The organism is Streptosporangium sp. NPDC051022 (genome assembly GCF_040683035.1).
Lineage (GTDB): Bacteria > Actinomycetota > Actinomycetes > Streptosporangiales > Streptosporangiaceae > Streptosporangium.
The window spans coordinates 1-12,697 of the sequence record NZ_JBFBCF010000065.1 but is presented as its reverse complement, the minus strand read 5'-3'; the positions used below and the strand labels follow the sequence as shown (position 1 = coordinate 12,697).

General features: G+C 69.7%; 9 protein-coding genes. 3 read left to right on the top strand and 6 right to left on the bottom strand.

Annotated elements, in window-relative coordinates:
- The 6 genes from AB0N02_RS46775 to AB0N02_RS46750 all read right to left on the bottom strand — a co-directional run.
- On the bottom strand, positions 1–257 hold a 257-nt coding region (locus AB0N02_RS46775), incomplete at its 3' end, for a biotin carboxylase N-terminal domain-containing protein (RefSeq protein ID WP_363961561.1).
- Positions 257–457 carry an acyl-CoA carboxylase subunit epsilon gene (locus AB0N02_RS46770; protein WP_363961559.1) on the bottom strand — a complete coding sequence of 67 codons (201 nt, stop codon included), beginning with the start codon at positions 455–457 and terminating at the stop codon, positions 257–259. The genes AB0N02_RS46775 and AB0N02_RS46770, both read right to left, overlap by 1 nt.
- Entirely contained in the window at positions 457–1,980 is a 1,524-nt protein-coding gene (locus AB0N02_RS46765; RefSeq protein ID WP_363961563.1) for an acyl-CoA carboxylase subunit beta, read from the bottom strand. The genes AB0N02_RS46770 and AB0N02_RS46765 overlap by 1 nt, the downstream gene beginning before the upstream one ends.
- A 359-nt stretch (positions 1,981–2,339) precedes the next feature.
- Complete coding sequence (locus tag AB0N02_RS46760) at positions 2,340–5,123, bottom strand: AAA family ATPase (RefSeq protein WP_363961557.1); 2,784 nt, start codon at positions 5,121–5,123, stop codon at positions 2,340–2,342.
- 219 nt (positions 5,124–5,342) lie between these two features.
- Complete coding sequence (gene leuA / locus AB0N02_RS46755) at positions 5,343–7,118, bottom strand: 2-isopropylmalate synthase (protein WP_363961555.1); 1,776 nt, start codon at positions 7,116–7,118, stop codon at positions 5,343–5,345.
- Positions 7,119–7,151: 33 nt separating this feature from the next.
- Positions 7,152–7,490: a hydroxyisourate hydrolase gene (locus AB0N02_RS46750; protein ID WP_363961553.1), complete on the bottom strand. Its 339-nt coding sequence runs from the start codon at positions 7,488–7,490 to the stop codon at positions 7,152–7,154.
- Positions 7,491–7,968: 478 nt separating this feature from the next.
- Here AB0N02_RS46750 and AB0N02_RS46745 point away from each other — a divergent pair, with 478 nt between their 5' ends.
- From AB0N02_RS46745 to AB0N02_RS46735, 3 genes are all read left to right on the top strand, one after another.
- Positions 7,969–8,157, top strand: coding sequence for a hypothetical protein (locus AB0N02_RS46745; protein WP_363961551.1), 189 nt, complete (start codon positions 7,969–7,971; stop codon positions 8,155–8,157).
- 378 nt (positions 8,158–8,535) lie between these two features.
- The gene (locus AB0N02_RS46740) at positions 8,536–11,604 is read left to right on the top strand and encodes a BTAD domain-containing putative transcriptional regulator (protein ID WP_363961549.1); all 3,069 of its coding nucleotides are present in this window, start codon (positions 8,536–8,538) and stop codon (positions 11,602–11,604) included.
- Between the two features lie 238 nt (positions 11,605–11,842).
- Positions 11,843–12,508 carry a 4'-phosphopantetheinyl transferase superfamily protein gene (locus AB0N02_RS46735; protein ID WP_363961547.1) on the top strand — a complete coding sequence of 222 codons (666 nt, stop codon included), beginning with the start codon at positions 11,843–11,845 and terminating at the stop codon, positions 12,506–12,508.
- Positions 12,509–12,697: the final 189 nt, after the last annotated feature.

The following is a 12,697-nucleotide window of genomic DNA, read 5'->3' as shown; positions in this document are numbered from 1 at the left end:
CCGTACCCCGGATGCACCGCGTCCGCCCCGCTGGCCGCGGCCACCGCCAAAAGCCTGGCGATGTCGAGGTAGGTCTCGGCCGGGCTCCGCCCGCCCAGCGCATGGGCCTCATCGGCCATCTGCACGTGCAGGGCGTCCAGGTCCTGCTCGGCATAGACCGCCACACTGGCCAGCCCGGCGTCCCTGCAGGCACGAGCGATCCGCACGGCGATCTCACCACGATTAGCGATCAAGACCTTCTGGAGAGGACGGTTCATCACGGCCTTCGCAACGTGGAGGGGGTGGACCAGGAACGCGGGGACCGGTAGGTCTGCGGTACCCGGTGGAGCGCTCTCGCGCCGGGGCGGGAGGGGGGTTCCGCCTCCCGGGCGGAGATCAGGCGCAGCGCGCAGACCAGCGCGCAGATCTCCTCTTCCGTCGGGTCGCCGTACACGACGCGCAGTTCGGGATCGTTCATCACATCGGCGGGTTTCCGTGCTTGCGCTGCGACACGGGCGCATGCTTGGCCCGCAGCAGGCCGAGCGCGCGGATCAGCGTGGCCCTGGTCGTGCGCGGATCGATGATGTCGTCCACCAGGCCGCGCTCGGCCGCGTAGAAGGGGTGCATGAGCGTGCTGCGGTACTCCTCGACACGCTTGGCGCGCTGCTCGGCGGGGTCGGCGGCGGCTGCGATCTCCCTGCGGAAGATGACGTTGGCCGCGCCCTCGGCCCCCATCACGGCGATCTCGTTCGTGGGCCAGGCGAAGGACAGGTCCGCGCCGATCGAGCGGGAGTCCATCACGATGTAGGCACCGCCGTACGCCTTGCGCACGATCACCTGGATGCGCGGGACGCTGGCCGCGCAGTAGGCGTACAGCAGCTTGGCGCCGTGGCGGATGATCCCACCGTGCTCCTGACCGGCGCCGGGCAGGAAGCCGGGCACGTCGACGAGGCTGACGAGCGGGATGTTGAACGAGTCGCACATCTGGATGAAGCGGGCGCCCTTCTCGGAGGCCCCGATGTCCAGGACGCCCGCCAGGTGGCTCGGCTGGTTGGCGACGATGCCCGTCACGTGGCCGTCGAACCTGGCGAGGCCGCAGATGAGGTTGCCCGCCCAGCCCGCGTGGAACTCGAAGAACTCCCCGTCGTCCACGATCTCCGCGATCACCTCGGACATGTCGTAGGACTGCGTGGCGTCGGCGGGGACCAGGTCGAGGAGCACGTCGTTGACGCGGTCCGGAGAGTCCGCGGGAACGGCCGACGGGGGCAGTTCCTGGTTGTTGGCGGGCAGCAGGGACAACAGGTGGCGCACGTCCTCCAGGCAGGAGACCTCGTCGTCGTAGACGAAACCGGCGACCCCGGAGAGGGTTCCGTGCACCCGGGCGCCGCCCAGGTCGTCCTGGCTGATCTCCTCGCCGGTCACGGCCTTGACCACGTCGGGGCCCGTGATGAACATCTGCGCGGTGCCCTGAACCATGAAGACGAAGTCGGTGAGCGCCGGGGAATAGGCCGCCCCTCCGGCGCACGGGCCGAGCATCACACTGATCTGCGGAATAACACCGGAGAGCCGTACATTGCGCTGAAATATTCCGCCGTAACCGGCCAGCGCGGTAACGCCTTCCTGAATGCGCGCGCCCGCGCCGTCGTTCAAACTGACCAAAGGAACGCCCGCCGCCTCGGCCAGGTCCATGACCTTGTGGATTTTCTCGGCGTGGGCCTCTCCGAGCGCGCCGCCGAATATCCGGAAGTCGTGCGCGTACACCATCACGTCACGCCCGAGGACCCGCCCCCAGCCGGCGACCACGCCGTCGGTGTGCGGACGGCGCCGCTCCAGCCCGAAGCCGGTCGCCCTGTGCCTGCGGAACGCCTCGATCTCGACGAAGGAGCCGCTGTCGAGGAGCACGTCGAGGCGCTCGCGCGCGGTGAGTTTTCCCTTGGCGTGCTGCTTCGCCGTCGCCTCGGGATCGGGTCCCCGGTGAGCGCTCTCTCTGACGAGCTCCAACTCGGTGACACGATCGCGCGTCGTCTCCCTCGGCAGGTCTGTCACCGGTGTCGGGCTCTTTCCGGCCCTCTGCTGAATGTACACGCGATCTCCTCACCCTATTTACTGCCCGCACGACTCCATAAAGTGAAATATGTCGATGCCGTCAGGGTAATCAGAAAAGCCCTGCCCGTAACACCCCTACAAAACGCGCCGGTGAACCACTACCGCCCCCCGGAAGCGGGAATCGGACCATAAACCGGGATCGGACGTGATCGGGCCGGCGGCGGTCGGGCGGTGGTGGTTCAGCGGGCGACCATTCAGGAGGGCGACCATTCAGAAGGGCGGCGATTCGGGAATGACGGTTCAGGGGCGGCGGTTCAGGCGGTGACGGGGTGGCCGAATTCGAGGCTCGACGGCAGGTCCGCGCGCCGGGTGATGTTGAGCTTGCGGTAGGTCCGCGTGAGGTGCTGCTCCACCGTGCTGATGGTGATGTAGAGCTTGCCGGCGATCTCCCGGTTGGTGTAGCCGGCCGCCGCCAGGACGGCGACCCTGCGCTCGGCGTCGCTCAGGGTGCCCGCCAGCTCGGCCGCCGCGGAGAGCCCGTCGGCGTCACCGTCGCCGTCACGGGAGAGCATCCTGTGCAGCGGCTCGGCGTGGCACTCCTGGGCCACGGTGTGCGCCCGGCCGGCGATCATTCCCGCGCGGCGGTACTCACCGAGCGCGTTGTAGGCCTCGACGAGGTCGAAGAGCGCCCTGGCCAGCTCGTAGCGGTCCCCGCCCGCCTGCAGCAGCTCCGCCGCCTGGCGCAGCAGCATCGGACGGTGACGTGCCTCCCCCGCGGCGGCCAGCAGCCGCATGGCCATACCGTGGACCCTGGGAGTCGCGGGACCGCAGCGCCGCAGCTGCGCCTCGGCCAGTTGCTGCGCCTGCTCGGGCCTTCCCAGGCGCAGGCAGGCCTCGGCCGCGTCGACCCGCCAGGGCACCAGCCCCGGTACGTCGAGCTCCCATCTGCCCATCAGCTCCCCGCAGGCCTGGAAGTCGCGCAGCGCCAGCGCCGGATGGCCGGTCGCCAGGCTGTAGCGGCCTCTGGCCTGCAGGTAGTGCAGGCCGTACCGGGTCTGGAACATGGCCTCCGGCACCGGCTGGTCGAGGTGCTCGTGGACGGCGTCGTACTTGCCCATCGCCGTCGAGGCGAGGACGAGGCTGCTCAGCGGGCCGCCGACGGCGACGCCCCAGCTGCTCAGCGGGATGATGTCCAGTGCGGTGTGCGCGTGGTGCTCCGCGCCCGGCATGTCGCCCTGGCGGATGGCGATCTCGGCCCGGATGGCGGCCAGCCTGGCCTGCCTGCTGGGAGCGTGCCGCGAGGAGGCCTCGACGCTGAACAGGTCGCACCAGGGCGCCGCCTTGTCGGGCCGTCCGGCGTAGGTGAGCGCGAGGAGCGCGCTCTCCACGGTGTCCATCGACATCTCGTCGAGACGGCAGCCGCGCAGGATCCGCTGGACCGCCTCCAGGACCTCATCGCGCGGTCCTTTGGCGAGCACGTCGGCGAGCGCGAGCGAGGCCTCCAGGCGCCGGTTCGCCACCACCGAGACGATGGCCGTACGGCTCTGCTCACCGGTCGCCTGCCGCAGGTGGGCCAGGAAGAGCGGATACGTCGAGCGCAGCCACGGACGGGCGATGAGCAGCTCCGTCACGGTCTCGGAGTCCATGACGTGGTCCGGCTCGTTCAGGTGCTCGAGCACGTCCCGCGCGTCGTCGAACCGGCCGTGCCACAGCAGGGCCCGCGCCAGCACGACCGCGTCGCTGCCCCGCAGGTGACCGCGCTGCAGCGCGTCGGTCAGCTCGTTGAGGTGCCCGGCGGGGGCACCGGGGTTGATCCGCCACTCCGCGCGCACGAGCATTGTGGTGATCTTCATGCGGCGCTGCTCGTCGGCGCACTCGCGCCAGGCCAGCCGCAGATACTCCACGGCGGACTCGACGCGTCCCTCTCGCAGGGCGTTCCTCGCCGCGTCCTCCAGGACGGAGACGCCCCAGGGGGCGTCGAGCCTGCCGGCCTGGACGAGGTGGTCGGCGACGGTCGTCGTCGAGGCGCCGGCGTCGTAGGCCAGCTCCGCCGCCCTGCGGTGCAGGTCCGCCCACTCCTGGGCGTCCACCTCGGCCAGTACGGCCGCGCGGGCCGCCTCGTGCCGGAAGCAGTCCAGGGAGAGCACGCCCGCGGCGGTGAGGGACTGCAGGGCCTGGGACACGGACGCCGAGCCGATGCCGAGCAGCCGGGCCAGCGAGCCGGGCTCGCCGAGGATCGCCAGCCCCCGCGCCACCTGGAGCGTCCGCGGCTCGCCGCGGTGCAGGCACGACAGCACGGCCTGGCCGTACCGGTCGCCGACGACCAGCTCCGCGGGGGGCGTGCCGCCGGTCGACCTGAGGTGGGTCTCGTAGTCGTCCACGAGCGCGGTGGCCAGCAACGGGTTGCCGCCGCTGGCGGCGTACCAGTCCTCGGAGAGGTGCTCGGCCTCCTCCCGTCCCAGCCGGTCGGCGACCAGGGACCGTACGCCCTCCCTGGACAGCGGGGCGAGCTGGACGCGACGGCAGTGGGGCTGGCGGAGCAGTTCGGTCTGGAAGAACGTCTCGGTGTAGCGGGTGTGGTCGGAGTGACCGAACACCACCATGATCCTGGCGAAGCGCACCCTCCTCGACAGATAGGCGAGGCAGAGCAGGGACGCGCGGTCGGCGTGGTGCACGTCGTCGACGACGATCATCAGCGGACAGCGTTCCGACAGCTCCAGCAGCACCGTGCACAGGGCGTGGACGATCTGGGCGTCGACCTGCTCGAGGGGCTCGCCCCGCTGGGCGGACGACGTCACCGTACGGGCGCCCTCCTCCAGCAGCGCCATGGCCCGCTCGCGCTCCTCGGCGACCAGCGGCGAATCCTGGATCAGCTGGCCCAGCACGCCCAGCGGCAGGTCGCGCTCGACGCGCGACCCCGTCGCCGTGACGGCCAGGGCGCCCAGCTCGATGGCCTGCTCCGCGAAGGTGTGCAACAGCTCGCTCTTGCCGGTCGCGACCGCGCCGCCCACCAGCGCGACTCTCCCCTTGCCCAGCAGTGCGTTGGCCAGCAGTCCCTCGAGAGAGGCCAGTGCCTCATCTCTTTCGACCAAGCTCATGTTCAGCCCCCTTTTCGTGAAATCGGTTTTCGCGGTTCAGAACCGCAACGTGCGGCCGGACGGAGTGCGCAGGTCCAGCGATCCCCGAAGCTTCCCCTTGTGCCTTTTGAGCTGGATTCGCCGCATTTCTAGTCACCTGTCCATCTCGACTGTTCTCCGATCGGAGGTGATGATGGAAACGGTAGGCAAATGCGGCTTTCACCCGTTATCGAGCGGCTATCACCGGCCCGCGGCGGCCAGCGGCATGGTGCTCTCGATCCCCTCGCCACCGACACCGGGCAGGTGCCTCAGGCGCGCCCTGATGACGGCGGAGCGCACCGCCGCCAGCGAGGCCGTCTCCACATCCGGAGCGACGCCCACCCCCCAGGACGTCCGCCCGTCGACCCGGCACTCCGCGTAGACGGCCACCCCGGACACCCCGGACACCCCGGACACCCCGGACACCCCGGACACCGTGTCGCGGTCCCGGCCGGCGACCCCGGTACGGTGCACGGCCCGCACGTCGAACCCCCAGCGGCCGAGTGCCGCCCGCACCGCCTGGACGGTGTCGGCCCTGCCGGCTCCGACGTCGAACCTCTCCCCGTCGATGTGGAGGGAGGTCGTCACCAGCTCGGCGCCGGAGGCGAGCGGGACAGGCAGGTCGGAGCTGGAGAGGTACTCCCGCTCGAAGAGCCGCCCGATCCGGTCGGGGGTGATCTCCCCGCCCTCGGCGTCGGTGTGCGACTGGACCACGCGGGCGAAGTCGATCTGGAGGTCGCGAGGGAGGTTCAGGCCGTACCGGGCGCTCATGATGTAGGCCACCCCGCCCTTGCCCGACTGGCTGTTGATCCGCACCACGGCCTCGTAGGTACGGCCGACGTCCTCGGGGTCGAGCGGCAGGTAGGGCATCTCCCAGGGAAGGTCGGCGACGGCGCGGCCGTCGCGGGCGGCCTCTCGCTCCAGGGCGTCGAAGCCCTTCTTGATGGCGTCCTGGTGCGAGCCGGAGAAGGAGGTGTAGACGAGGTCGCCGCCGTAGGGGTGCCTGGGGTGGACGGGAAGCCCGTTGCAGTACTCCACGACGCGGCGGATCTCGTTGATGTCGGAGAAGTCGACGCCGGGGTCGACGCCGTGGGTGAACATGTTGAGTCCCAGCGTCACCAGGCAGACGTTGCCGGCCCGCTCCCCGTTGCCGAACAGGCAGCCCTCGACGCGCTGGGCACCCGCCAGCAGGGCCAGCTCGGTCGAGGCGACGCCCGTGCCCCGGTCGTTGTGCGGGTGCACCGACAGGCAGACGTGTTCCCTGCGGGAGAGGTTACGGCTCAGCCACTCGATCTGGTCGGCGAAGACGTTGGGCAGCGAGCGCTCGACGGTCGTGGGGAAGTTGAGGATGATCTCCCGCCCGGGGCCGGGCTGCCAGACGTCCATGACGGCCTCGCAGACCTCCAGCGAGAAGTCCGGCTCGGTGTCGTTGAACAGCTCGGGAGAGTACTGGAAGCCCAGGTCGCAGTCGCCGAGCGTCCTGTCGGCGTACTTCATCATCAACCGGGTCCCCTGGACGGCGAGGTCCTTGCACTCGTCCCGGCTCATCCCGAAGACCACCCGCCGGAACAGCGGCGAGGTGGCGTTGTAGAGGTGGACGGTCGCGCGCGGCGCGCCCTCCAGGCTCTCCACGGTGCGCCTGATGAGCTCGTCCCTGGCCTGCACGAGGACCGAGACGCGCACGTCGTCGGGGATGCGGTCCTCCTCGATCAGCATGCGCAGGAAGTCGTGGTCGTCCTGGCTGGCGACGGGGAAGCCGACCTCGATCTCCTTGTAGCCCATCCGCACCAGGAGGTCGAACATCCGCAGCTTGCGCTCGGGGGTCATGGGGTTGGCGAGCGACTGGTTGCCGTCACGGAGATCGGTCGAGAGCCAGCGCGGCGCGGAGACGATGGTGTTGTCGGGCCAAGTACGCCGATCAAGAGAGATGGGCGCGAACGCGCTGTAGCGTCCGGCCGACGGACTGGCGGTCTTCACTGGCGGTTCCTTTCTCTGCCTGCACGACTGCCGTCAATTCTGCGAACCGAAATAGGTCGAATAGGAATAAGGCGAAAGCAACACCTTTATTTGGTAAGATTCAGCTTCATCCTGCATACGAAATATGACGGATATTTCGGGATATGCAGCTCGGAGACCGAGCCCGACGAAGTAGTAGTCACTGTCGAAGACGATGCGGTACAGCCCGCGCTCGAACCTCCGTCCGCGCCACTCACTGATGCAACCCTCACTGTCTGTCTCGGCGTCGGCGACGGCGCTCCAGCCGTCCTCGGCGACCCGCTCCAGCCGCGCCCGCACACCGGCCGCCGAGCGGCCGTAAACACCGTCAAGTGCCTGCGCAGTGATTCCCATGTCAAGGACACCTATCTCCCGGGCCCGCCGTGACGGACTGCTCGACTGCCTCCGCGATCACGCACCGGGGGTCTGCGGCGGATCCTCGCGAGCGGGTGGACGGCCTTGAGGTGCTCCGGCCCTCCGCCCCTGCGCCCGGCACTCACCGGGTACGCCGCGGGATGCCACGGACACCGGCCGGTCCGGACCTTCGCCCAGAGTGCCGCCCCCCGCTATCGGCACGCCTTCGCCCCGCTATTCACCCTCGATCGCTCTACGCAGACAAATGTTCCGGAATGACGGGGGTGGAGCCCCGTCGCCCTCCGGATCCCTTTCCCGCAAAAACCGAAAACGTTCCTTCACACCGCCCTGAACTGGGCTGATGGCGGACCGGAAGAGATCCGATAATGACCGGATGGCGGCACCTGCGAGGTTGTGAATGCGCCGGCCGAACGGCTCGCGACCACACCCCCCGCGACATGACATGAGGTCAGCAGAAATGGGCGTTCACGCTAACAACCGCATCCTCCGACTCACCCTCACCGCCGTCATCGCCACCGCGGGTGTCGCCGCCGCCGGCGCGCTCACCGCCGCAACCACCGCCACCGGAAGCACGTCTTCGCAGGTCATCGCCGCCCCCACGCCGACGCCCACCCCCTCCAGGGTGATCGGCGAGCCTTGGGGCTGAACCCTGGGCGAGCATGACGGGCAGGCGTCCGAACGGCCGGAGACAGCCCATCTCCGGCCGTTTCCGTTCCCGTGTCCATGAGGTTACGGCCACAAAACGGCGGGCGAACTTATTGGAACGGGACAGCCGACCCTTGGCATACAAACACACGAAGTAGTACGATCACCACCAAAGTGACACACCGCACACGGGGAAGTACCGATATCGTTAGGATTATCGGTCACGAGCATTGCGGCGCCATAGATGGCCAACGGTGCTGCAGATCGAAACTTACTGGGGACGCATGCCTGACGTTGTGCCGGACGACTGACACTTCTTCCGCATCAGAAGTGTGAAGGCTTTCGCACGGGGCCGCGGGTTTTCTTCGAGGAGACGCGGGTGGACTTTCGCGTTCTGGGACCTCTTGAGGTCGTCACAGACGGCCGGTCACTGGATCTCGGAGGCATCAGGCAGCAAACCGTGCTCGCCGTCCTGCTGCTCGACGCCAACCGGCCGGTCACCATAAGCCGGCTCATGGAGGCGATCTACGGCGACGATCCGCCGACCACGTCACGCGCCCAGGTACAGATCTGCATATCCGCGCTGCGCCGGTTGTTCGCCGCCCACGGCAGCCCCGACCTCATCTCCACCCAGTCACAAGGTTACGCGATCAAGGTCGGCGGCGATCACGTCGACGCGCAGTGCTTCGAAGGCCTCCTGTCGGAGGCCAGGCGCGCCCGTGAGGCCCGCAACCCCGACGAGGCCATCAGACACTACCGTGGAGCGCTCTCACTGTGGCGCGGGCCCGCCCTGGAGGGCATCGAGAGCAGGCTGGTGCAGTCCGCGGCGAGCAGGCTCGCCGAGCACCGGATCACCGCGAACGAGGACTGCGTCCAGCTCGAACTGGACCTCGGCAGGCACCGTGAGCTGGTCGGCGAGCTGACCGAGCTGGTGGAGGAGCACCCGCTGCGCGAGCGGCTCCGCGGCCAGCTGATGGTGGCGCTGTACCGCTCCGGACGCCAGGCGGAGGCGCTGCAGGTCTACCGGCTCGCGCGCCGTACCATGATCGAAGAGCTGGGCATCGAGCCCAACGAGCGCCTCCAGCAGCTCGAGCACGCGATTCTCACCTCCGACGAGAGCCTCGACCTGCCGGAATCCCCCATCGCGGTCACCAGCGAGCCCCCGGCGCGCGTCCCGAGCGTTCCCGGCATGCTTCCCACCGACATCGCCGACTTCACCGGCCGCACCAAGCAGATCGACGAGATCCGCGAGCGGCTGACGCTCGCGTCGGACGGCCGTTCCAGCTTCGCCGTACCGATCATCGCGATCGTCGGAAAGGCCGGGATCGGGAAGACCACCGTGGCGGTGCACGCCGCGCACAGGGTGGCCGGTGACTTTCCCGACGGCCAGCTCTTCGCCGACCTGCACGGAGGCGTCTCCCGCCCGGTCAGCCCGATGCAGGTGCTCGAACGCTTCCTGCGCGTGCTCGGCGTGCCGGGCACCGGTCTTCCGGACGGGCTGGAGGAGCGGGCGGAGATGTACCGGGCGCTGCTGGCCGACCGCAGGATGCTGATCGTCCTGGACGACGCGGGCAACGAGGCCCAGGTCGTGCCGCTGCTGCCGGGCAATCCCGCCTCCGCGGTCATCGTCACCAGCCGGAGCAGGCTCGCCGGGCTGGCCGGTGCGACCCACGTCGACGTGGAGGTCTTCGACTCAAACCAGTCGATGGACCTGCTCTCCCGCATCGCCGGAGCCGAACGGGTCCAGTCCGAGGCCGAGGCGGCCGCGGCGCTGGCCGAGCTCTGCGGTCAGCTGCCCCTGGCGCTGCGCATCGCGGGCGCGCGGCTGTCCGCGCGCCCGCACTGGAGCATCGGACAGCTGGTCGGCCGGCTCAAGGACGAGACCCGCAGGCTCGACGAACTCAAACACGGCGACATGGGCATCAGGGCCAGCATCTCGCTGACCTACGACAGCGCGAGCGAGGACGCCCGGCGGCTCTTCCGCCGGCTGGCGATCCTGGACTCCCAGCTCTTCTCCGCCTGGACCAGCGCGGCCCTGCTCGACCAGCCCCTCGCCGACGCCCAGGACCTGCTGGACGACCTGGCCGACGCGCAGCTGGTCGAGACCACGGGTGCCGGGCGCGGACTGCACACCCAGTACCGCTTCCACGACCTCATCAGGGTGTTCGCCAGGGAGCGCCTCGCCGCCGAGGAGTCCGTCGGCGAGCGCAGCGCGGCGCTGTCCCGGGTGCTCGGCGGCCTGCTCTTCCTCGCCGAGGCGGCCCGCCGCCGGGAGTACGGCGCCGACGTCCTCATCCACAGCGAGGCACCGCTGTGGTCGCTGCCCGCCGAGCTGGTCGACCAGCTGGTCTCGGTGCCGCTGTCGTGGTTCGAGCGCGAGCGCATGATCCTGGTCTCCGGCATCCGCCAGGCGGCCCAGGCCGGGTTCGTCGAGCTCTGCTGGGGTCTGGCGATCAACGCCGTGACGTTCTTCGAGTCGCGCGTCTACCTCGACGACTGGCGGGAGACCCACGAGATCGCGCTGGCGGCCACCCGGCAGGCCCGGGACAGGCGCGGCCAGGCCGCGGTGCTCTACTCGATGGGCTCGTTGTCCATCACCGAGCAGCGGTTCGAGGACGCCCAGCGCGAGTTCGAAGCGGCGGTCGCCCTGTTCCAGGAGGTGAACGACGACCGCGGCATGGCGCTGGCCGTCCGCAACATCGGCTTCCTCGACCGGATGAACGGCCGCTTCGAGGAGGCGGCTTCGCACTACGAGCGGGCCCTGGAGATATTCCGCGGCACCGGGGACCAGATCGCCACCGCGTACGCGCTGCACAACCTGGCCCAGCTCAGGCTGGAGTGCGACGACCCCAACGGCGCCAAGCAACTGCTCCGCGAGGCCCTGCGGCTCAGCAGGAACGGCGGAAGCCGCAGGGTACGGGCGCAGGTCCTGCACCGCATGGGCCACACCCACCTCCAGACGGACGAGCCCGTGGAGGCCGCGAACGCCTTCGAGGAGGCGCTGACCGTCGTCAGGGAGATCGGCGACCCCACCGGGGAGGCGTACGCGCTGCACGGGCTGGGCGTCGCCCGGCTGCGTCAGGGGATGCTCTCCGAGGCCGACGGCGCGCTGCGCCACGCCCTGATGCTGGCGAGCTCGTCGGGCCAGCGGCTCGCGGAGGCGCGCGTACTGGTCGGGCTGGGCGAGCTGGCCCTCGCGGGCGGGGAGGCGGCCGAGGCCGTTCCCCACTTCCAGCAGGCCATGGCGCTGTTCCGCAAGATGCAGGTCCCGCTGCAGGAGATCCGCGCCCTCATCATGCTCGGCAACGCCCACCGGAGCGCCGGGGACGACACCGCGGCCCGTGAGGCGCTGTCCGAGGCGCTCGTCCTGAGCGACAAGGTGGATCCCTCGGTGGCCGAACGGCTCCGCGAGCAGCTCTTCGAGAGGCTGCGTGGCTTCGAACGGTGACGGCCCCGGCGCCCGCCGTCCCGAAAAGGCGGCGGCACGGCGGGGCGGACCCGCCACCCATCCCCTATTCTCCCTCCTATTCCCCTTAGCGGGAAAACGCTGGCCCGTGACCTTCGCCCGGATCATTCTCCCGGCATTCGTCTCGCGCTTACGATCGCAGGTATGACCGGCTGTCAAAAATCAAGTGGACGGCTGCCGGAAATCCTGTACTCCCATTCGGGGGAATATCGTGATTGAGATGATCCTGCCTTCCTTCGTGGTGTCCGCGGACACCTTCGACGACGACCTGGACGGGATGCTCTTCCCCGAGGAGGAGGCCGTGATCGGAGAGGCCGTCGGCAAGCGCCGCAGGGAGTTCACCACGGCCAGGCTGTGCGCCAGGAAGGCTCTGCGGACGCTCGGCAGGCCGCCCTCGCCGATCCTTCCCGGTCCCCGGGGCGAGCCGCGCTGGCCCGCCGGGGTCGTCGGCAGCATCACCCACTGCACCGGCTACCGCGCCGCCGTACTGGGCGAGCCCTCGAAGGCCTCCGCGATCGGCGTCGACGCCGAACCGAACGAGCCGCTGCCCAACGGCGTCCTGGAGGCGATCGCCCTGGTCCGGGAACGCGACGCCGTGCACACGCTCCTGCGCGAGCATCCCGGCATCCGCTGGGACCGTCTGCTCTTCAGCGCCAAGGAGTCCGTCTACAAGGCATGGTTCCCACTGACCAACCAGTGGCTGAGCTTCGAGAACGCCGCGATCACCATAGATCCCCTGAAGGGGGTCTTCTCCGCGCGACTGCTGGTCAGCGGCCCCTGGATCGACGGGCGGCGGCTCACGGGCTTCTCCGGGCGCTGGATCGTCGGCCACGGTCTCATCCTCACCTCGATCGTCGTTCCCACGCCCGTCATGGCGCACCGCTGACAGCGCCGCCGCCCCGCATGGGCCGGTGTTCCGCGGAAGGGCGAGCCCCCCGGGCCGGCCCCGTCCAGGACGACGGTGATCCCTGTGCCGCAGGCCCCACACGGAAGACGCCCACCCGCCGGCCGGCGGGTGGGCGGCGTGCGGTTGGCGGGTTTGGGGGGGGGGGGAGTGCGCGTTGTGGTGGGGGGT

Excerpts from the sequence above, each read along its gene's own strand:
- AB0N02_RS46770 (WP_363961559.1), bottom strand. The coding sequence starts at position 457 with ATGAACGATCCCGAACTGCGCGTCGTGTACGGCGACCCGACGGAAGAG.
- AB0N02_RS46760 (WP_363961557.1), bottom strand. The coding sequence starts at position 5,123 with ATGAGCTTGGTCGAAAGAGATGAGGCACTGGCCTCTCTCGAGGGACTG.
- AB0N02_RS46750 (WP_363961553.1), bottom strand. The coding sequence starts at position 7,490 with ATGGGAATCACTGCGCAGGCACTTGACGGTGTTTACGGCCGCTCGGCG.
- AB0N02_RS46745 (WP_363961551.1), top strand. The coding sequence starts at position 7,969 with ATGGGCGTTCACGCTAACAACCGCATCCTCCGACTCACCCTCACCGCC.
- AB0N02_RS46735 (WP_363961547.1), top strand. The coding sequence starts at position 11,843 with ATGATCCTGCCTTCCTTCGTGGTGTCCGCGGACACCTTCGACGACGAC.